Genomic DNA, 18,150 nt, shown 5'->3' with positions numbered 1-18,150 from the left:
AAAAGGAACATCTATGAAAATAAAAGTATCCGCTGGCATTATCGGTGCTGTTCTTATGCTATCCGCAAGCCAGTCCTGGGCAGTAACATTAAAACTTAGCCATAATCAGGATAAATCTCATCCTGTTCATAAAGCGATGGAGTTCTTTGCGAAAAAGAGCAAAGAGTACTCTAACGGTGATATTACTATTCGTATTTATCCAAATGGAACATTGGGTACTCAACGAGAAACAATGGAGCTGATTCGTTCTGGTGCTATTCCGCTGGTAAAAACCAATGCGGCGGAGATGGAAGCCTTCGAGAGTTCGTATAAAATATTTAGCCTGCCTTATTTGTTCCGCGATCGTGATCATTATTATCAGGTCATGCAAGGCGATATCGGAAGGAAAATCCTCGACTCAACGAAAAGCAAAGGTTATTTCGGGCTGACTTTCTATGATGGAGGCGCCCGCAGTTTCTACGGTAATAAACCGGTACTGAAACCAGACGATCTGAAAGGCATGAAAGTCCGTGTCCAGCCAAGTCCTGGCGCAGTTGAAATGATCAAAGTCATGGGCGGTAACCCGACGCCACTGGATTACGGCGAGCTGTATACGGCCTTACAGCAGGGCGTGGTCGATATGGCAGAAAACAGCGTGATGGCACTGACCACTATGCGTCACGGTGAAGTGGCAAAATCCTTTAGCCTTGATGAGCACACCATGGTGCCCGATGTGGTTCTGATGAGTAATGCTGCATTTGATAAACTCAGCCCTGAAAATCAGGCAGTTATATTAAAAGCAGCGAAAGAATCGATGAGTTACATGAAGGAGTTATGGAGCGAGCAAGAGAAACAAGAATTTGCAAAACTGGATAAAATGGGCGTAAAAGTCTACCCGGTTGATAAAGCACCGTTTATCGAGAAAGTACAACCGATGTACGCAAACTTCGCTAAAGATAACCCTGCCCTTGCCCCAATGCTGGCTGATATTCAGGCGGCTAAGTAATTACCTTCATGGGGCTGCTTATTGTGGCCCTTATCGATATCAGCAAGTGCTCGCTATAAAAGCAAAACGCCGACCAATGGTCGGCGTTTTTACGTCTCGTTGAATAACGAATTATTCAGCTACTACGTTTACGATCACTTTCGCGAATACTTCGCTGTGAACCTGGAAGCTCACTTCGTGTTCGCCAGTGGTACGCAGAACGCCGTTCGGCAGACGAACTTCGCTCTTAGCCACTTCAACGCCAGCTGCAGTTACAGCGTCAGCGATGTCGCGAGTACCGATGGAACCGAACAGTTTACCTTCGTCGCCAGCTTTAGACGCGATGGTAACAGTTTCCAGTGCATTGATTTTCTCAGCGCGAGCATTAGCAGCTGCCAGAACTTCAGCCAGTTTAGCTTCCAGTTCAGCGCGACGTGCTTCGAAGAATTCAATGTTTTTCTTGGTAGCTGGAACAGCTTTACCCTGCGGTACCAGGAAGTTACGAGCATAGCCCGCTTTAACGTTTACCTGATCACCCAGGCTACCCAGGTTTGCTACTTTATCAAGCAGAATAACTTGCATTACCTTATCCTCTCAAAGTCGTATTAATGGACCGTGACCGATTACTGATGGCGATCAGTGTACGGCAGCAGGGACAGGTAGCGAGCGCGTTTGATAGCGCGAGCCAGCTGACGCTGGTATTTTGCACGGGTACCGGTGATACGGCTTGGGACAATCTTACCGCTTTCGGTGATGTAGTTTTTCAGCGTAGCGATATCTTTATAGTCGATCTCTTGAACGCCTTCCGCGGTGAAACGGCAGAACTTGCGACGACGGAAATAACGTGCCATATGGCTAGTCTCCAGAATCTATCAATTCAATCTGCTCGGCATGCAAAACCATTTTGCTCAGACCGTTCTTTGCCTTGTGGCATGAAATGAACCCCTGAACGGTTATGCGACTGCCGACCGTTATACTGTGAGTAATGGCCTGGTTTTCGTGTCCGCTAACAATAACGGGCATTTGACACCACGCCTGCCGGTGAAAGCCGGCTTCCTCCTGCACAGAACGATGCTCAAGCACGAACTGGCAGTGAGGAATTCCTGATGGACTGACCTTTCGAAGGGGAGTCCTGCACACGGTGCCGGACAACACCAGACGGTTGGTCATCAGAAATTACTCTTCAGAATCCCCAGCTTCAGCATCATCAGCGGTTTCGTTTGCGAAATCATCGCGACGCTCACGGCGCTCGTCTTTCGCTTTAACCATCGGAGATGCTTCGGTAACAGCGTGCTTGGTACGCATAACCATGCTGCGGATAACGGCATCGTTGAAGCGGAAGGTAGTTTCCAGCTCATCGATCACTTCCTGCGGAGCTTCAACGTTCATCAGAACGTAGTGTGCTTTGTGCAGTTTGTTGATCGGGTAAGCCAGCTGACGGCGGCCCCAGTCTTCCAGACGGTGGATCTTGCCTTCTGCACCAGTGATGGCAGCAGTGTAGCGCTCGATCATGCCCGGAACCTGTTCGCTCTGGTCAGGATGGACCATAAAAACGATTTCGTAATGACGCATCGAATTGCTCCTTACGGATTATTCAGCCTCCTGTCTGGGTCAGCCGAATCCCGGGGAGGCAAGGAACGTGTTAAAGGTCGGCTGAAAAATGACGCGTTATAGTACTGACATACCCCGTTAAACTCAAGGCCAGCCGACAAATAAATCTCATCTTTCACCAAATCGTACTAACACGCTGATTTGAAGTTCATCACACTTCATCATGGTGTTTTTTTGAACAACTGCATCAGAAATGGTCACCATCAACTTCTTTATCATTGATTAAAATTAAATCAGAAGATCACCACAAGAGGAGAGCACACAAAGTCAGCCGTCGAGGAGGTATCTATGTTCAGCCGTGTTTTAGCCCTTCTGGCTGTGCTTTTGCTAAGTGCAAATACATGGGCAGCCATTGAAATTAATAACCACCAGGCCAGAAATATGGACGATGTGCAAAGCTTAGGCGTGATTTATATCAATCATAATTTCGCCACTGAAAGCGAAGCGCGTCAGGCATTAAATGAAGAGACAAATGCGCAGGGCGCAACGTACTACCACGTGATTCTGATGCGGGAACCGGGGAGTAACGGCAACATGCACGCCAGCGCGGATATTTATCGCTAGCACCAGGTATAACCAACGAAACATTGCCATAGTTTGCTTTGCCCCCTTCTCAGGGGGCTTTTTTTGAAAAACGGCTGCGGACTTAGACCAGTTATCTCCCGAAGAAGGAAATTTCCGCAGCGCGTGTTTTACTTCTGCCCGTAATAGGCGTTAGGACCGTGCTTACGCATGAAGTGTTTATTCATGAGATAGCTGTCGATGTGATTCAGTTGTGGGTTAATGCCGCGGGCAATCCACGCCATTTTCGCCACTTCTTCCATCACCACCGCGTTATGCACCGCATCGTGAGCATCTTTCCCCCAGGCGAACGGCCCGTGCTGATACACCACAATTCCCGGCGTATGCAGCGGCTCGGCGTCACCCAGCGTTTCGATAATCACTTTGCCTGTGTTTAGCTCGTATTCCCCCTGCACTTCTTCTTCACTTAACCCACGCGTACACGGGATATCGCCAAAGAAGTAGTCAGCATGCGTGGTGCCTAATGCCGGGATCGCCAGCCCCGCTTGCGCCCATGCGGTGGCATGCGTGGAATGGGTATGGACAATGCCGCCAAGCGACGGATAACGACGGTAGAGTTCAAGATGCGTCGCAGTGTCGGAAGACGGACGATACTCCCCTTCCACCACCTTGCCGCTAATATCAACCACCACCATATCGTCTGCTTTCATGGTTTCGTAGGCGACACCGCTGGGCTTGATCACCACCAGCCCGCGTTCGCGGTCAATGGCGCTGACGTTACCCCAGGTAAAGGTCACCAGCCCGTAACGCGGCAGATCCATGTTGGCTTCAAATACCTGCTGTTTCAGCTTTTGCATTATGCCGCCTCCACCATGCCTGCTTTAGCCATGCGCGCTTTCACCCAATCACGCGCTTTCGCCACTTCTGCCGCCGGGTCTTCCGCCGTTTCGCTCCACATCTCAATCAGGTACGGCCCGCAATAGCCACTCTGTTTGAGCGTTTCAAAGCAACGTTCGAAATCCACCACACCCTCGCCAAACGGCACGTTTTTGAAGACGCCTGGTTTAGTGTCTTTCACATGCACCGCGACGATATGCCCGATTCCGGCCTGCAATTCCATCTGCACGTCGTTGTCCCACGCCGACAAGTTGCCGATATCCGGGTAGAGCTGGAACCACGGGTTGTTAAGATAGTGCGCGTAACCCAGCGCCTTGCTGATGGAGTTCATCAACGGGTAATCCATGATCTCCATTGCCAGCGTCACCTGCGCGCGGCTCGCCATCTCAACGCTCTCTTTCAGGCCGTCACGGAAACGACGACGCGTTTCGTTATTGGCTTCCTGATAGTAAACGTCGTAGCCCGCCAGTTGGATCACGCGAATACCGACATCCTGGGCGAACTGGATAGCTTTTCGCATAATCTCAAGCCCCTGCGCCCGCACTGCGTCATCTTCGCTGCCCAGCGGGAAACGACGATGAGCAGAAAGGCACATGGATGGTACGCGCACGCCGGTTTCAACAATCGCGTTCACCAGCGCCAGACGCTGCTCGCGGCTCCAGTCAAGGCGCGAGAGGCGATCGTCCGTTTCATCTACCGACATCTCGACAAAATCGAAGCCTAACGTTTTTGCCAGTTGCAGCCGTTCCAGCCAGCACTCCCCGGCGGGGAGCGCTTTTTCGTAGATGCCAAGCGGGATTTGTTTGGACAACATATCCGCTCCTTAGCCCCACAGTTCGGCGATGGAACGTTTGAACTGACGCGCGGCTTCAACCGGAGAGGCGGCATCACGGATACTACGCCCAGCGATAAACACATGAATCGGAATGCCTTTGAACAGCGGCAGGTCTTCCAGCGCCAGGCCACCGGTGACGGTGACTTTGAAGCCCATATCGGAAAGACGTTTGATCGCGGTGATATCCGCTTCGCCCCACGCCACGCCTGCGGCCTGCGCGTCACGGCTGCGGTGATAAACCACCTGCTGGATACCTGCGTCGCGCCACTGCTGCGCCTGTTCCCAGGTCCAGTAACCGGTCAGTTCGATCTGCACGTCGCCATTAAACTCTTTTGCCACGTCCAGCGCGCCTTTGGCGGTGTTGATATCTGCACAGCAAATTACGGTCACCCAGTCAGCGTTGGCTTCAAAGCACATACGAGAAAGGATTTTTCCGGCATCGGCGATTTTGGCGTCTGCCAGCACGATTTTGTGCGGATAAAGCGCTTTCAGATCGCGAACCGCACGCACACCTTCGCCCACGCACAGAATGGTGCCCACTTCGATAATGTCGACTTCTTCGGCAATCAGGCGAGTAGTTTCGTAGGCGCTAGCCATAGTCTGGTTGTCCAGCGCGACTTGCAACATCGGTAATGACATTTTCAATTCCTTCTTAAGCAGCCGCGTTGGTGCGGTCAATGAGATCCAGGATTTCCTGCTCGGTACGGCAGGCGCGTAAACGGTCGAAATTCTCTTCATCTTCAAACAGGTTGACGATCTGCATGATGCCCACTTCCTGATGCGTGTTGGCATCGACCGCCGCCATCGTGATGAGGATATCCACCGGGTCGTTATCTTCGTGGTTGAACTCCAGCGGCTTTTTCAGCGTCACCAGCGCAAAACCGGTTTTCTTAACGCCCTCTTCCGGGCGACCATGCGGCATTGCCAGGCCCGGTGCGAGCACAAAGTACGGACCGTGCTGTTCAACCGCATCCAGAATCGCCTGGTAGTAACGCGGCTCTACCACATCTGCCGCCACCAGCAGGTCAACGCCGATTTTCACTGCGTCCTGCCATGTCTCAGCTTCAGCCTGCAGACGGATAGATTTATTCTCCGCCAGCGAATCACGTAATTTCATAGGGCGCCCTTACTTCACGTCCTGCGGGAAATGTTCTTTGATCACTTCCAGCAGTTTCGGGCCAAAGTCAGCAGGAGAGAGCATGTTGCGCACGCCAACGACATATTTGTTGCCGGTCACGGTGATCTCGCCCGCGATGTGCGTAGAAGCGATGATGATATCCGCGCCGCTCAACTCGCTTTTGTATTCACCAACCGCGCAGCTGTTTACCGTATGGTCGATGTTCGACTGGGTTAAAAACTGGTCCACTTTCATTTTCATGATCATGGAACTGCCTTGTCCGTTACCACACACAGCCAGAATACGTACGGTCATAATCAAAACTCCTTATTAAGCAGACTGTTCTGCCAGTTGTTTTTCTGCATCTTCTTCTGCGCGCAGCGCGCGGCCAGCGAAGAACATATAAGCCAGTGCAATGACAATGATGACGGCCATAAAGGCGATGCCGATGGAGAAGAAGCCCTGCATCATCGGTGGTGCCAGAATCGACCAGTCCGCCATGCCCATCCAGGCGCTCATACCGGTGAGTTTCACCGCCCAGACGCAACCAAAGATTTCAATCATCCCCATCACCAGACAAATCTTCAGCGCCGCGCGCCAGCCACCGAAGTGGTTAGCAAACACGCCGATGGTGGCGTTAGAGAAGAACATCGGGATAAAGCCAGGGATAATCAGAATGGAAGAGCCGCAGGCGACCAGGATGCCAACTGCAATCAGTTGACCGATGGTGCCCCACATAAAGCCCCAGACCACAGCGTTCGGCGCGAAGCTATAGATGGCCGCACAGTCAATCGCCAGAACCGCACCGGGGATCAGGCGCTGGGAGATACCGTTAAACGCTTCTGAGAGTTCCGCCACAAACATGCGCACGCCCTGAGTGATGATGAAGATCGCCACCGCAAAGGAGAAACCGGTTTGCAGGATGTACACCGTCCAGTGCACTTTGCCCGCCATCGCCTGCACGGTGTCGATACCGAAGGAGAGCAGAATGGCACCAAAGAAGATGGTCATGACAATCGCCGTGGAGACGATGTTGTCGTGGAAAATGTTCAGCCAGCCTGGCAGTTTGAGGTCTTCAACGCTTTCCTCTTTTTTGCCGAGGAACGGCGCAACTTTATAAGCAATCCATGATGCAAACTGCTGCTGGTGACCGATGGAGAAACCACAGCCGTCGGTGACTTCCTGAGTCGGCTTATACATCATGTTGGAGGTAATACCCCAGTAGAGCGAAACCAGAATCGCGGTGCAGATAATGGTCGTCCACATGGAGTAACCGAAGATAAACAGCGTAACGGCAATCAACCCGGCCTGCTGAAACATGATGTGACCCGTCAGCATGATGGTGCGAATACCGGTAATGCGACGTAGCAGCACGTAACAGATGTTCAGCGCCAGTGCCAGCAACACCGCGTAGCCCACCCAGCTATAGGCATCGCCCATACGTTCGATGGTAGCCATCATGGAAGCGTAAGTATCGGAAATCGCACCATTGATGCCATAAACCTCCGACATTTTCGCCACCACCGGTTTGAAGGTGCTGGTCAGGATGCCGGACCCGGCCTGCAACAACATGAAACCAATAATGGTTTTAATCGTACCTTTGATAATCACGCTGACACTTTTGCGCAGCAGGATGTAGCCCAGACAGGTCACAATACCCAGCAGTAACGGGGCATTAGTCATGACCTGGTTAAAAAACACGGTAAAGATGTTGTAGAGGATCTCCATAACGATCTCCTGAAGAAGAGGTAACCGGGTATTCCGCACACCCGGAATGTTGTGCACTCACTCTAATTTTCAAAAGTAATCACAACAAGATTATTTATGATTAAATGTGACGCGACACGCAAATAATTCCACATGGATAGAGTGGGATTCACACAACGAAACAATTATTCATTTAAATTCATTTAGTTAATTGAATTACACATTCCATTAAATCTTTCCATACTCAAAATCAACAACAACTTCCCTGGCAAAAAGTCAAAAAATGGTCATTGCCTTCCTGAAAAAATAGTGTCAGGATTAATCAAAACCAATCAAATATTGATTCAAATTGAACTATCATGAAGGTAAATGGCGATGAGTAAAGTGAAAAGTATCACCCGTGAATCCTGGATCCTGAGCACTTTCCCGGAGTGGGGTAGCTGGCTGAATGAAGAAATTGAACAAGAACAGGTAGCTCCTGGCACATTCGCGATGTGGTGGCTAGGCTGTACCGGGATCTGGCTGAAATCTGAAGGTGGCACCAACGTTTGCGTCGATTTCTGGTGTGGTACTGGCAAACAAAGTCACGGTAACCCACTAATGAAACAGGGTCACCAGATGCAGCGCATGGCTGGCGTGAAAAAACTGCAACCGAACCTGCGTACCACCCCATTTGTTCTTGATCCGTTTGCGATTCGCCAGATCGACGCGGTACTGGCAACTCACGATCACAACGATCATATCGACGTCAACGTCGCTGCTGCCGTGATGCAGAACTGCGCTGATGACGTGCCATTTATCGGGCCGAAAACCTGCGTGGATTTGTGGATTGGCTGGGGTGTGCCGAAAGAACGTTGCATCGTGGTCAAACCGGGCGATGTCGTTAAAGTGAAAGACATTGAAATTCATGCCCTTGACGCGTTTGACCGTACTGCACTGATCACTTTGCCTGCCGATCAAAAAGCGGCTGGCGTACTGCCAGACGGCATGGACGATCGCGCGGTAAACTACCTGTTCAAAACGCCGGGCGGTACCCTGTATCACAGTGGCGATTCCCACTACTCTAACTACTATGCGAAGCACGGTAACGAGCATCAGATCGACGTGGCATTAGGTTCATACGGTGAAAACCCACGTGGTATCACCGACAAAATGACCAGTGCTGATATCCTGCGTATGGCAGAAGCGCTGAATACAAAAGTGGTTATCCCGTTCCACCATGATATCTGGTCAAACTTCCAGGCCGATCCGCAAGAGATCCGCGTACTGTGGGAGATGAAAAAAGATCGCCTGAAGTATGGCTTCAAGCCGTTTATCTGGCAGGTCGGTGGCAAATTTACCTGGCCGCTGGATAAAGACAACTTCGAGTACCACTATCCACGCGGTTTTGACGATTGCTTCACCATTGAACCGGATCTGCCGTTCAAGTCGTTCCTGTAATCTGTCGTTTATACCGGATGGCGTGGAGAAGTTCGCGCTATCCGGCGTAGTATTTCCTGGCTATTTCAAATATCATCTAAAAAAATCAAATTTTATCGGAATAGCTCATGACTGAAGCACAAAGACATCAAATTCTCCTGGAAATGCTCGCACAATTGGGCTTTGTGACCGTTGAGAAAGTCGTTGAGCGTCTGGGAATTTCGCCTGCTACCGCTCGACGCGATATCAATAAACTTGACGAAAGCGGCAAACTGAAAAAAGTGCGCAATGGCGCAGAAGCCATTACCCAGCAGCGCCCACGCTGGACGCCGATGAATCTGCATCAGGCGCAGAACCATGATGAAAAAGTACGTATCGCTAAAGCAGCCTCGCAGCTGGTTAATCCGGGCGAAAGCGTCGTCATCAACTGCGGTTCCACCGCGTTTCTGCTTGGGCGGGAAATGTGTGGCAAGCCAGTGCAAATCATTACTAATTATCTACCGCTGGCGAATTACCTGATCGATCAGGAGCATGACAGCGTGATTATCATGGGCGGCCAATACAACAAAAGCCAGTCCATCACCTTAAGTCCACAGGGCAGCGAAAACAGTCTCTATGCCGGGCACTGGATGTTTACCAGCGGCAAAGGACTGACCGCAGAAGGGTTGTATAAAACCGATATGCTGACGGCAATGGCAGAGCAGAAGATGTTGAGCGTGGTAGGGAAACTGGTGGTACTGGTTGATAGCAGTAAGATCGGCGAACGTGCGGGGATGCTCTTTAGTCGTTCAGATCAAATCGATATGCTGATCACCGGCAAAAATGCTAACCCGGAAATCCTGCAACAACTGGAAGCGCAAGGGGTCAGCATTCTGCGTGTTTAAAGATGCTGGCGGAAAAATGTCACGGCGGTCTCTAACGCCTCGGGCGTAATGCGGTGACGCACGCCTGGCTGCCATGAACAGGTTAGCTGTTTATCCCGTCCCACCTCGCTTAAGGCCTGCTGCAAACGTAGTGATTCGTCGGCGGGGACGACATCATCGTCAAGGCCATGCCATAAGAGCAGAGGTCTGTTTCCCAACTCTTCCAGGTGGTTTGTCGCTTCCCACTCTGCCAGTGGCGCGATAATGTTATTAAATTCGTTCTGCTGTCCTGTCGTTTCAGATATCAGCGGTGGAAACAGTGAACGGGCGAGTGATGTAAAATAGCCCGATCCCATCATGCTGGCGGTACATTTCACCGTGGGGTAGCGAGCGGTAATTCCCAGAGCCGTCATCGCGCCCATCGATGCACCACCGATTGCCAGACGGTCATCAAGCAGCCAGTTTTCTTCAGCTACTGCCGCACGTAAAGTAATGAATTCCTGCATACTTTGTAGCAAGATTTGCCAAAATTGATTTAACCGCCGCGCTGCGTCGCCCCTAAAACGGCTACCGTGATCGGGCGCATCCGGCATGATCACCCGCAAACCAGCCTGCGCCAGCGCAACGGCAAAATAGCTATACACCAGACTGGACGAAGTAAAGCCGTGATAAAAAATCACGCACGGTAACGGGGTATCTTTTTGCCCGACAGGATAAGCATGAAGAACGGGAATATCTGCCAGCACGCGCGAGTCTATTTCAATCATCTGTCTCTCCTTTTTGTCTGGTATGACATGAAGAAATCCTTAGCACAAGTTTCTGCTGGCGGTATTAGTTCATAATGTTGAGATGTGGGTTACGCTTTCATCACGTTTTCATTCGAAAATCGCGTACCAGGTAACAATTCGGGAACATTCCCCCAAAGTTAAATTAATAAGGCACTACACTATGGTTAGCAGGAAACGTAATAGCGTTATTTACCGGTTTGCCAGTTTATTATTGGTGTTGATGTTAAGTGCCTGTAGCGCACTGCAAGGTACGCCACAGCCAGCACCGCCAGTAACGGACCATCCGCAAGAGATTCGCCGCGACCAGACGCAAGGGTTACAGCGAATAGGTAGCGTAAGCACGATGGTTCGGGGTTCTCCGGATGACGCATTAGCAGAAATCAGAGCGAAAGCTGTCGCTGCAAAAGCTGATTATTACGTTGTCGTCATGGTGGACGAAACCATCGTGACAGGACAGTGGTATTCACAAGCCATTTTGTACCGTAAATAAATCAGACAACTTACATAGTCAGCTTTACATTGCTTTGCGTCCCTATGCGTTTACCTGTGCACAATAAATTACCAGCTGGAAGCTCGGGCGTTTATTACCGCGATGGAATGCCCTGCAACATGTGGGGAAACGAAAAATGGAGCTGACGATGAAACAATTACTTGCCTCACCCTCGCTGCAATTAGTGACTTATCCTGCGAGCACCACGGCACAGTCTGCAGAATTCGCCAGTGCTGACTGCGTAACGGGCCTGAATGAAATAGGTCAGATCTCGGTTAGCAATATTTCAGGGGATCCGCAGGACGTGGAACGTATCGTGGCGTTAAAGGCCGATGAACAAGGTGCATCATGGTACCGCATTATTACCATGTACGAAGACCAGCAGCCTGATAACTGGCGCGTACAGGCGATCCTGTATGCGTGAGTGTCATCTACAGCAAATGAACAATGCCGGATGCGGCACCTGTGCCTTATCCGGCCAACAGTTCCTGAAATTTCATTGTGTTAGTTGATAACACGTAATGCTGCTGTTGCCATTATAAGACGCGCTAGCATCACATCTGGCTGACTCGTTTATAAACATACTCCCCCCGTCGCCCGCAGCAATAAATCATTCTGGATCTGCTCTGACAACCGCACGCCGCCGCGCGTATCAAACATCATCTGACACCACGCCTGCGCCATTGGCGGAGAGGCATATTTCAACATTTGCGCGCCGCAACCCAGCAGGAATAGCTGACGAGTAATCTCTCGCCCCATTTCTTCAGCTGGCTTACGCAGTTGCTGCTGCAAACGACGAACCGCGCGATCAAAATAGCGATCCTGTCCTTTCACTTCCACAAATGCTTCTGTCAGCAAATCGTATACCCCAGCCTGCTTATTGAGAACGCGCAGCACATCGAGGCACATAATATTGCCAGAACCTTCCCAGATGCTGTTCACTGGCATTTCCCGATAAAGTCGCGGTAGTTCGCTCTCTTCGCAATAGCCAATACCGCCCAGCACCTCCATCGCTTCAGCCACAAACGGAATGCCACGTTTGCAGATAACAAATTTCGCCGCAGGCGTAAATAAGCGCGCCCACAGGGCTTCTTTGGCATCGGCACGCCGATCCCACGCTCGCGCAAGACGAAACAGCAACGCTGTTTGCCCTTCAAGTTGGAGCGCCATGCGGCTTAAGACATGACGCATCAAAGGCTGTTGGATCAATGGATTACCAAAAACATGGCGTTGATGGGCATGATAAATCGCCAGCGAAAATGCACGGCGCATCATGGCATGGCTACCCAGGGCGCAATCAAAACGCGTCATCCCACCCATTTTCAGGATCAGACGAACTCCTTCCCCTTCCTGCCCCAACAACCAGCCAATGGCATCCTGAAACTCCACTTCGCAGCTGGCGTTAGAGCGATTACCCAGCTTATCTTTCAGCCGCTCGAGGCGAATCGCGTTGCGTTGCCCGTCAGGCAAAAAGCGCGGCACAAAAAAGCAGGACAAACCGCCCGTAGTCTGCGCCAGCACCAGATGCGCATCGCTTTGCGGCACCGAGAAAAACCATTTATGCCCCACCAGCCGATAAGAGCCATCGTCCAGACGCTCTGCGCGGGTAGTGTTGCTCATCACATCGGAACCGCCCTGCTTTTCCGTCATGCCCATGCCAATCAACAAACCGCGTTTTTGCCCACCTGGCAATAAGTGGGAATCGTAGCGATCGCTCAACAGCGGCGTGGTCCAGTCCTGAAACGGCGCGGGTAACATCTGTAACAGCAATGGCGTGGCGGCAAAGGTCATGGTTATCGGACATAACGACCCTGCCTCAACCTGTGCGTGCAACATAAAACGCGCCGCGCGCGCCACAAATGCGCCGGAGCGAGCGTCTTCTTCCCAGGCAAGATTGTGCACCCGATTGGTACATAGCGCCTGCATCAGCAAGTGCCAGGCGGGGTGAAAACGCACATCGTCCAGACGGCGTCCTTGCGCATCGTAGCGCAATAATTCAGGCGGATTCACATTCGCCAGCCGCCCCAGTTCAAGAGATTCAGCCGTTCCTAACTGCTGACCAATACTGGCGAGAAAATCGCTATCCCAGCCAGCACCTTCACGCGTTACCGCTTCGCAGAGCGCGCCATCAGACAGGTATAAGTTGCTGTTATTTAATGGTATAGGTTGATTAAAAACGGTGTGAGTTTGCCAGTGCACTGTGTCTCCCTCCATCAATGGCAGTCACCCTTAGTATGGTCACTGCCATGGATTCCTGACAGAAAGAGATTGCTAAAACATTCTTACCCAGCAATGTAATGCGGAACGAAACGTGAGGTGTCTTTGGTGATCAGCGTGTTATCTTCACGGATTCCCATTCCGCACGCTTCATCATCGACAATCCAGCTACCGATGAGTGTGTAGCTATCGCCAAATCGCGGCAGAGGTTGAAACGCCTGATAGATCATCGGTTCATCGGCGTAATCACCCTCAGCGTGGTCAACGACGTTATTCTGACCGTCGAAAATGGTGACGTTTCCGCCTTCGCGTGAGTAGATCGGTTTACGCACATAGCTTTCGCCAGCGGCAATCTGCGGTTTTTCGCCATCAAACCAGGATGCAAGTAGGTTAGGATGACCAGGAAAGAAGCGCCAAAGCAGCGGCATTAACCCTTTGTTGCTCAAGATACTTTTCCATAACGGCTCCACCCATTGCTCGCGGCGCTTGCGCAGCAGAGGACCGTTATCGTCACGCATCATCCATTCCAGCGGATACAGCTTAAATGCACGCTGGATGACATTATCATCAAGATCGGTCAGTACACCGCCGACGCCCAAACCGAGATCTTCAATGTAGATAAACCGTGACTCCTGCCCAGCCTGCTGAGCGCAGTCCTGCAAGTACAGCACAGTACTCCTGTCTTCGTCGGTATCCTGACAACAGCAGAAATAAAACGGTTCCCGACTGTAAAGCTCGCTAAAACGCGAAATCAGGCGTTCCTGAATGGCATTGTACTGATCGGCATCACGCGGAATAATGCCGCTACGCCGCGCATCTTCCAGCCACAGCCACTGGAAATAAGCCGATTCATACAACGAGGTTGGCGTATCGGCGTTGTACTCCAGCAGCTTCACCGGCGCATTGCCACACCAGGCAAAATCCATCCGACCATACAGCGAAGGATCGCGTGCGCGCCAGCTTTCAGCGATCACATCCCAGTACAGCGGGGGGATCGCCAGTTGCGTCAGGATTTCTTCGTCTTGAACCGCACGATCCACCACCTCAAGGCACATCTGATGCAGTTCCGCAGTTGGTTTTTCGATCTGCTCTTCTATCTGACGCAGAGTAAAGCGGTAAGCCCGACTCTCATCCCAATAGATTTCATTGTCGATGATATGAAAGTCGAAACCGTTGTCGGCGGCGATCTGGTCCAGATCCCGTCGTACAGGAACGTTGTGTCTCAGCATGATTAGCCTCCCCAGTGCCCACGGGCGCTGGAAGAACGACCATAGCCGCCGCGAGAAACAGTTGACGCTTTTCTGGTGGTAAAGCCGCCCGAGGAGTAAGACTCTTTTTTGCCAGAACCGGAGCGCCAGGAGTAATCACCGGAAGTATTGCGCCAGACGGGGCGGGAAGCAAATGAGGATCCACCGCTGTTATAAACGAACGGCTCATCGCGATCTTTACGAATAACCCGGCTTAATAAAAATCCAGAAATGACCGGGATCCAACTCTGTTCAACATTGTCGTAGTAGCAATTTTCGTACTTAGACTGACAATTCTGCTGAGTCATATTCTTCGGAACATCGGCATAAAATGCCGCTTTGGCATTGTTCCAGCCATGAGCACAGATATCTGAATTATTACCGTCATCAATACAATCCTGCACTGTCGAGTAAAACGTTCCGTCACCGTCGTTATCGACATCACCACTATCGCCACAACCTTTCAATACAAAAAAAGCTGCACCGCCCATTAGCGCCAACGTTAAGTATTTTTGTGCGTAGCGATTGCGTCGCGGCTCAAAAGGATTATTAGGTCTTCCAATGCGACTGATCGCTCCGTGACCAATTTTACTGTTATTTCTTGATTTGCGTTTTCTGGCCATGATCGTCCATTACCATGTCATACAAGCTGCGTTAAAAATACCGCCAGCCAGCGCGGCGGTTCCCATAAACATTCCTGCTGCGGTATTGTGATTAATAATTTTTTCGCTTAATGCTGGCATATAAAGTCTGACGCCAGCAAAAACGAGTAACTGAATCACCAGTGCGATCCCGCCCCAGGCAAAATAATCCGGAATACTCACCGCATTGATTGCCGCACTAGATAATGGGATCACGTAACCCAACAATGTACCACTGAACGCCAGTGCCGCCGCGGTATTATTGTTTTTAATTAACTGCCATTCGTTGTGCGGTGTAATTTTGGAGTAGATAAACAGAAAAATAATCACCATAGCCACGCCAATAAAAAAATAGGCGCTAAAGGCAAGAAGTGAATCCAGTATATGCATCGTAAACGTCCTTGTAATTAACCAATAATATGAAGTGATGTCAGTGGGATATCAACACCCAGTGCGCGCGAAAATAACCACTCCGGCTCGCCGAGATCGTTAAAAGATTCCTCACCATTTAACAGCAAATATTCACAGGTATCTTCGGTCACCTGCCGTTCATAGCCCATGGTAAAATTATGCACTTCCCATTTGGCGTGGTTTTGATTTTCAACTTTTTCCAGCATATAGACGGGTTCGATATTCCCCGGTTCTTCGCTGTTAAAAAATCGCTGCCAGCGTTTTTCCTGCCAGTTTAATGTCATTGCCCCCATCGCTTTGGCGTTGATCGCTTCGCGCCAGTGGCTCTCTTTGCTGATACCGTAGCTCTCTTCATAGACAAAGAGCTTTATATCATCAATGTCATCAATATCTTCGCCGCCGGTGGTATTGATTTGCAGAAATTCATCGCCCGAAGTGTAGTAGCGGAAAATCTGACTACCGCCGCCCAGATCGATGTGGCTGACAGCGGCTACCGTAAATTCTTCACCCGGCAGCGCAATCAGCAATTCATCTTCCAGCAAACGAAACGCTAACGTGTCGAGCGTAAAGCCGCTATTGAGATGAAGTCCCAGCGGGCCACGTGCGGTTACAGGTTTATCATCCTTACCAAACAGACGCTTGAAAAAACTTGTCATATGCTTCCCTCAATGTCCTGCCATACCACTTCTTCAGCCAAAATACGGTTATTGCCAATAAGATGCAGCCACATACCGCCTTTAACTTCCGTTGCAATGACTGGATTCAGTTCCATTCCCCTACCATTTTTACAACTGCTTATTCCCAGGACGGTGGCATCATGATGAAGTTTCATATAATGCATCAATGCGCCATAACGCATCGAGGTAACCCGTTCAGGAATCGGTAAAACAAACCCCGTATCCCCCAGCATTGGATTCATAATCGATGCCACTGATTGAGATGAACCGGGATCTTGTATTGAACGGGAAAGTTGTTCTGCTGAAATATTTCGCACTATTTCAATACGTTGACAATGAACCTCTAATAAACGAGCGTAGCGTTCATCTTCCAGATAAGCGACGATATGGCATCTTTCAGGAATAAAATCCGCCAGGGATAGTGCGGTCGTGAACGTCTGCTCATCTGTTTGCGAAAAGATGATGACACTTTGGCAATTTGCCAGTCCCATGCGGGTATGTTCATGCGGATCATTAAAATTACTAATACGAATGAAATCGACCCAATTATTTCCAGGCATCGGATGTTGAATATCATCCCGCTCACACAAAAGTACCCGGCCAAATGCTCTTCGGGAATCAAACAACAATAATGAAATCATCTTTTCAGTCTGATGCCCGCGCCATCCAATGACCAGCATATGGTTGCGCAAATTGCTGTAGTCGCCCATTCCCGTCATTCCTTTCGCCAATATGTCTTGCACTAATGCAATGACTTTTCCCATTAAAGCGCCAAATAAACCAACACTCACAGGAATCTGCCAGAGCGCTGTGAACAGACGTCCCCCAACCGTTTGGGGTGTGATATCACCAAACCCCAGCGTTGATCCCACAACCGAGCAGTAATAAATAAAATTACTCAGTTGACCTACCAACGCCTCTTCATGCAACGCAGTTAACACCAGATAACAAAACAGATACTGTCCTGTAAATAATCCAGTCAATGCCGGCCAGGTAAGCCTGGAAAGGTGACGTCGGCAGGTTTTAATGATCCAGGAGAAGAACATTACTCGCCCTGTTGGCGTTGCAGTCTTGCTAATACATCCTGGGCGCTACTTTTGTTGCTACCGCCAATTCCGGCTTCCGCCAGTTTTTCATCAAGATCGCGACCATCTGCCACTTTTTCCAGCTGTGCGGCAGCATCCAGGCGAGCTTGACGTTCGGCCTGACGCGTTTGCAGACGCTTTAAGGATTCTGCCGCTGTCGAAACGCTGGAAGATGCGCCAACAGTAGAGGTCGTTACGGCCTGTTGTGCACGCTGCATGGCTTCAGTAGCTTTAACGACTTCCATTTGTTGCTCAAATTGAGCGATACGCTGTGCTGTCGCTGTAACCGCTTTTTCCACACCATCGCGAGAGACCTCCAGATTCGACAACACTTGCTCTTCAGCGGTAATGAGATTCTCAAGACGGGCGATTTCTTCAGCAACTTCGTTAATCAACGACGGATTAACATTCTTGCTTAACGCTTCCAGCGCGCGAGCTTCCAGACTGGCTTTACGCTCACGTAAATCTTTCAGTTTATCGTTGCTCAATTTCACTCTTGCCAGTAGATCGACACGTGATTTACCGGCCTTATCCAGTTCTGCTTTGGCATCGCGTATATGCTGTTCAAGCATTCTAACGCCCTGTGCTTCTTCAATGGATTCTTCCGCTTGCGAGATCACCGATTTACCCAGCGTAAATAAAGTTTTTAAAATTCCCAT

24 protein-coding genes are annotated in these 18,150 nt (G+C 50.4%); 6 read left to right on the top strand and 18 right to left on the bottom strand.

Features of this window, described 5'->3' with window-relative positions; all coding sequences use genetic code 11:
• Window positions 1–13 precede the first annotated feature (13 nt).
• Window positions 14–985, top strand: a complete 972-nt coding sequence (locus QUE74_RS25860; RefSeq protein WP_000695897.1) for a TRAP transporter substrate-binding protein — start codon at window positions 14–16, stop codon at window positions 983–985.
• Window positions 986–1,096: 111 nt separating this feature from the next.
• Here QUE74_RS25860 and rplI read toward each other — a convergent pair whose 3' ends face one another.
• From rplI to rpsF, 4 genes are read right to left on the bottom strand one after another with little or no spacing between them, the layout of a single operon-like run.
• Window positions 1,097–1,546 carry a 50S ribosomal protein L9 gene (rplI, locus tag QUE74_RS25855; protein ID WP_001196062.1) on the bottom strand — a complete coding sequence of 150 codons (450 nt, stop codon included), beginning with the start codon at window positions 1,544–1,546 and terminating at the stop codon, window positions 1,097–1,099.
• A 41-nt stretch (window positions 1,547–1,587) separates the two neighbouring features.
• The gene (gene rpsR / locus QUE74_RS25850; protein ID WP_000135199.1) at window positions 1,588–1,815 is read right to left on the bottom strand and encodes a 30S ribosomal protein S18; all 228 of its coding nucleotides are present in this window, start codon (window positions 1,813–1,815) and stop codon (window positions 1,588–1,590) included.
• A gap of 4 nt (window positions 1,816–1,819) precedes the next feature.
• Window positions 1,820–2,134 (bottom strand): primosomal replication protein N, encoded by a 315-nt coding sequence (gene priB, locus QUE74_RS25845; protein ID WP_001296681.1) that lies wholly within the window; start codon window positions 2,132–2,134, stop codon window positions 1,820–1,822.
• A gap of 6 nt (window positions 2,135–2,140) precedes the next feature.
• Window positions 2,141–2,536 (bottom strand): 30S ribosomal protein S6, encoded by a 396-nt coding sequence (rpsF, locus tag QUE74_RS25840; protein ID WP_001216676.1) that lies wholly within the window; start codon window positions 2,534–2,536, stop codon window positions 2,141–2,143.
• 327 nt (window positions 2,537–2,863) lie between these two features.
• On the opposite strand from rpsF, the gene yjfY reads away from it, so the two are divergent.
• The gene (yjfY, locus tag QUE74_RS25835; protein ID WP_000492917.1) at window positions 2,864–3,139 is read left to right on the top strand and encodes a DUF1471 family protein YjfY; all 276 of its coding nucleotides are present in this window, start codon (window positions 2,864–2,866) and stop codon (window positions 3,137–3,139) included.
• Window positions 3,140–3,267: 128 nt separating this feature from the next.
• Here the strand turns inward: yjfY and ulaF are convergent, their stop codons facing one another.
• Genes ulaF through ulaA form a run of 6 tightly spaced genes read right to left on the bottom strand, consistent with a single transcriptional unit; the run spans window position 3,268 to window position 7,674 of the window.
• The gene (gene ulaF, locus QUE74_RS25830; RefSeq protein WP_001170793.1) at window positions 3,268–3,954 is read right to left on the bottom strand and encodes an L-ribulose-5-phosphate 4-epimerase UlaF; all 687 of its coding nucleotides are present in this window, start codon (window positions 3,952–3,954) and stop codon (window positions 3,268–3,270) included.
• Window positions 3,954–4,808, bottom strand: a complete 855-nt coding sequence (ulaE, locus tag QUE74_RS25825) for an L-ribulose-5-phosphate 3-epimerase UlaE (RefSeq protein WP_000949498.1) — start codon at window positions 4,806–4,808, stop codon at window positions 3,954–3,956. The genes ulaF and ulaE overlap by 1 nt, the downstream gene beginning before the upstream one ends.
• Before the next feature lie 9 nt (window positions 4,809–4,817).
• Window positions 4,818–5,468: a 3-keto-L-gulonate-6-phosphate decarboxylase UlaD gene (gene ulaD / locus QUE74_RS25820; protein ID WP_000056740.1), complete on the bottom strand. Its 651-nt coding sequence runs from the start codon at window positions 5,466–5,468 to the stop codon at window positions 4,818–4,820.
• A gap of 13 nt (window positions 5,469–5,481) precedes the next feature.
• Complete coding sequence (gene ulaC, locus QUE74_RS25815; protein ID WP_000776504.1) at window positions 5,482–5,946, bottom strand: PTS ascorbate transporter subunit IIA; 465 nt, start codon at window positions 5,944–5,946, stop codon at window positions 5,482–5,484.
• 9 nt (window positions 5,947–5,955) lie between these two features.
• Window positions 5,956–6,261, bottom strand: coding sequence for a PTS ascorbate transporter subunit IIB (gene ulaB / locus QUE74_RS25810; RefSeq protein ID WP_000218362.1), 306 nt, complete (start codon window positions 6,259–6,261; stop codon window positions 5,956–5,958).
• Between the two features lie 15 nt (window positions 6,262–6,276).
• On the bottom strand, window positions 6,277–7,674 hold the full coding sequence (gene ulaA, locus QUE74_RS25805; protein ID WP_001355100.1) for a PTS ascorbate transporter subunit IIC: 1,398 nt from the start codon (window positions 7,672–7,674) through the stop codon (window positions 6,277–6,279).
• Window positions 7,675–8,028: 354 nt separating this feature from the next.
• Here ulaA and ulaG point away from each other — a divergent pair, with 354 nt between their 5' ends.
• Window positions 8,029–9,093 carry an L-ascorbate 6-phosphate lactonase gene (gene ulaG / locus QUE74_RS25800; RefSeq protein WP_001353507.1) on the top strand — a complete coding sequence of 355 codons (1,065 nt, stop codon included), beginning with the start codon at window positions 8,029–8,031 and terminating at the stop codon, window positions 9,091–9,093.
• Window positions 9,094–9,200: 107 nt separating this feature from the next.
• A complete protein-coding gene (gene ulaR, locus QUE74_RS25795) occupies window positions 9,201–9,956 on the top strand; it encodes an HTH-type transcriptional regulator UlaR (protein WP_000133635.1) in 756 nt (251 codons plus the stop codon).
• On the opposite strand, the gene yjfP is transcribed toward ulaR, so the two are convergent.
• Window positions 9,953–10,702, bottom strand: coding sequence for an esterase (gene yjfP, locus QUE74_RS25790; protein WP_000569638.1), 750 nt, complete (start codon window positions 10,700–10,702; stop codon window positions 9,953–9,955). The genes ulaR and yjfP overlap by 4 nt on opposite strands.
• Window positions 10,703–10,883: 181 nt before the next feature.
• Here yjfP and bsmA point away from each other — a divergent pair, with 181 nt between their 5' ends.
• Window positions 10,884–11,213, top strand: a complete 330-nt coding sequence (bsmA, locus tag QUE74_RS25785) for a biofilm peroxide resistance protein BsmA (protein WP_000254636.1) — start codon at window positions 10,884–10,886, stop codon at window positions 11,211–11,213.
• A 148-nt stretch (window positions 11,214–11,361) separates the two neighbouring features.
• Window positions 11,362–11,637, top strand: a complete 276-nt coding sequence (yjfN, locus tag QUE74_RS25780; RefSeq protein WP_024166233.1) for a DUF1471 family protease activator YjfN — start codon at window positions 11,362–11,364, stop codon at window positions 11,635–11,637.
• Window positions 11,638–11,786: 149 nt separating this feature from the next.
• Here the strand turns inward: yjfN and QUE74_RS25775 are convergent, their stop codons facing one another.
• The 7 genes from QUE74_RS25775 to QUE74_RS25745 form a co-directional block, all read right to left on the bottom strand.
• Complete coding sequence (locus QUE74_RS25775; RefSeq protein WP_001355098.1) at window positions 11,787–13,412, bottom strand: isovaleryl-CoA dehydrogenase; 1,626 nt, start codon at window positions 13,410–13,412, stop codon at window positions 11,787–11,789.
• 83 nt (window positions 13,413–13,495) lie between these two features.
• Window positions 13,496–14,659 (bottom strand): glutathionylspermidine synthase family protein, encoded by a 1,164-nt coding sequence (locus tag QUE74_RS25770; protein WP_000943973.1) that lies wholly within the window; start codon window positions 14,657–14,659, stop codon window positions 13,496–13,498.
• 2 nt (window positions 14,660–14,661) lie between these two features.
• The gene (locus QUE74_RS25765; protein ID WP_000101673.1) at window positions 14,662–15,300 is read right to left on the bottom strand and encodes a DUF1190 domain-containing protein; all 639 of its coding nucleotides are present in this window, start codon (window positions 15,298–15,300) and stop codon (window positions 14,662–14,664) included.
• A gap of 9 nt (window positions 15,301–15,309) precedes the next feature.
• A complete protein-coding gene (locus tag QUE74_RS25760; protein ID WP_000547753.1) occupies window positions 15,310–15,708 on the bottom strand; it encodes a DUF350 domain-containing protein in 399 nt (132 codons plus the stop codon).
• 17 nt (window positions 15,709–15,725) lie between these two features.
• The gene (locus QUE74_RS25755; protein WP_000200292.1) at window positions 15,726–16,385 is read right to left on the bottom strand and encodes a YjfK family protein; all 660 of its coding nucleotides are present in this window, start codon (window positions 16,383–16,385) and stop codon (window positions 15,726–15,728) included.
• Window positions 16,382–17,452: a potassium channel family protein gene (locus QUE74_RS25750; RefSeq protein ID WP_000466339.1), complete on the bottom strand. Its 1,071-nt coding sequence runs from the start codon at window positions 17,450–17,452 to the stop codon at window positions 16,382–16,384. Before QUE74_RS25750 ends, QUE74_RS25755 begins: the two co-directional genes overlap by 4 nt.
• A complete protein-coding gene (locus tag QUE74_RS25745) occupies window positions 17,452–18,150 on the bottom strand; it encodes a PspA/IM30 family protein (RefSeq protein WP_000511992.1) in 699 nt (232 codons plus the stop codon). The genes QUE74_RS25750 and QUE74_RS25745 overlap by 1 nt, the downstream gene beginning before the upstream one ends.

Origin of the sequence: Escherichia sp. 10290, assembly GCF_030295155.1 — a bacterium.
Lineage (GTDB): Bacteria > Pseudomonadota > Gammaproteobacteria > Enterobacterales > Enterobacteriaceae > Escherichia > Escherichia coli_F.
The sequence above is the reverse complement of the archived record's forward strand: the minus strand, read 5'-3'. Positions and strand labels throughout refer to the sequence as shown.

What these genes read in the sequence shown, in the direction of transcription:
- QUE74_RS25860 (WP_000695897.1), top strand. Translation starts at nt 14, where the DNA reads ATGAAAATAAAAGTATCCGCTGGCATTATCGGTGCTGTTCTTATGCTA.
- rplI (WP_001196062.1), bottom strand. Translation starts at nt 1,546, where the DNA reads ATGCAAGTTATTCTGCTTGATAAAGTAGCAAACCTGGGTAGCCTGGGT.
- rpsR (WP_000135199.1), bottom strand. Translation starts at nt 1,815, where the DNA reads ATGGCACGTTATTTCCGTCGTCGCAAGTTCTGCCGTTTCACCGCGGAA.
- priB (WP_001296681.1), bottom strand. Translation starts at nt 2,134, where the DNA reads ATGACCAACCGTCTGGTGTTGTCCGGCACCGTGTGCAGGACTCCCCTT.
- rpsF (WP_001216676.1), bottom strand. Translation starts at nt 2,536, where the DNA reads ATGCGTCATTACGAAATCGTTTTTATGGTCCATCCTGACCAGAGCGAA.
- yjfY (WP_000492917.1), top strand. Translation starts at nt 2,864, where the DNA reads ATGTTCAGCCGTGTTTTAGCCCTTCTGGCTGTGCTTTTGCTAAGTGCA.
- ulaF (WP_001170793.1), bottom strand. Translation starts at nt 3,954, where the DNA reads ATGCAAAAGCTGAAACAGCAGGTATTTGAAGCCAACATGGATCTGCCG.
- ulaE (WP_000949498.1), bottom strand. Translation starts at nt 4,808, where the DNA reads ATGTTGTCCAAACAAATCCCGCTTGGCATCTACGAAAAAGCGCTCCCC.
- ulaD (WP_000056740.1), bottom strand. Translation starts at nt 5,468, where the DNA reads ATGTCATTACCGATGTTGCAAGTCGCGCTGGACAACCAGACTATGGCT.
- ulaC (WP_000776504.1), bottom strand. Translation starts at nt 5,946, where the DNA reads ATGAAATTACGTGATTCGCTGGCGGAGAATAAATCTATCCGTCTGCAG.
- ulaB (WP_000218362.1), bottom strand. Translation starts at nt 6,261, where the DNA reads ATGACCGTACGTATTCTGGCTGTGTGTGGTAACGGACAAGGCAGTTCC.
- ulaA (WP_001355100.1), bottom strand. Translation starts at nt 7,674, where the DNA reads ATGGAGATCCTCTACAACATCTTTACCGTGTTTTTTAACCAGGTCATG.
- ulaG (WP_001353507.1), top strand. Translation starts at nt 8,029, where the DNA reads ATGAGTAAAGTGAAAAGTATCACCCGTGAATCCTGGATCCTGAGCACT.
- ulaR (WP_000133635.1), top strand. Translation starts at nt 9,201, where the DNA reads ATGACTGAAGCACAAAGACATCAAATTCTCCTGGAAATGCTCGCACAA.
- yjfP (WP_000569638.1), bottom strand. Translation starts at nt 10,702, where the DNA reads ATGATTGAAATAGACTCGCGCGTGCTGGCAGATATTCCCGTTCTTCAT.
- bsmA (WP_000254636.1), top strand. Translation starts at nt 10,884, where the DNA reads ATGGTTAGCAGGAAACGTAATAGCGTTATTTACCGGTTTGCCAGTTTA.
- yjfN (WP_024166233.1), top strand. Translation starts at nt 11,362, where the DNA reads ATGAAACAATTACTTGCCTCACCCTCGCTGCAATTAGTGACTTATCCT.
- QUE74_RS25770 (WP_000943973.1), bottom strand. Translation starts at nt 14,659, where the DNA reads ATGCTGAGACACAACGTTCCTGTACGACGGGATCTGGACCAGATCGCC.
- QUE74_RS25765 (WP_000101673.1), bottom strand. Translation starts at nt 15,300, where the DNA reads ATGGCCAGAAAACGCAAATCAAGAAATAACAGTAAAATTGGTCACGGA.
- QUE74_RS25760 (WP_000547753.1), bottom strand. Translation starts at nt 15,708, where the DNA reads ATGCATATACTGGATTCACTTCTTGCCTTTAGCGCCTATTTTTTTATT.
- QUE74_RS25755 (WP_000200292.1), bottom strand. Translation starts at nt 16,385, where the DNA reads ATGACAAGTTTTTTCAAGCGTCTGTTTGGTAAGGATGATAAACCTGTA.
- QUE74_RS25750 (WP_000466339.1), bottom strand. Translation starts at nt 17,452, where the DNA reads ATGTTCTTCTCCTGGATCATTAAAACCTGCCGACGTCACCTTTCCAGG.
- QUE74_RS25745 (WP_000511992.1), bottom strand. Translation starts at nt 18,150, where the DNA reads ATGGGAATTTTAAAAACTTTATTTACGCTGGGTAAATCGGTGATCTCG.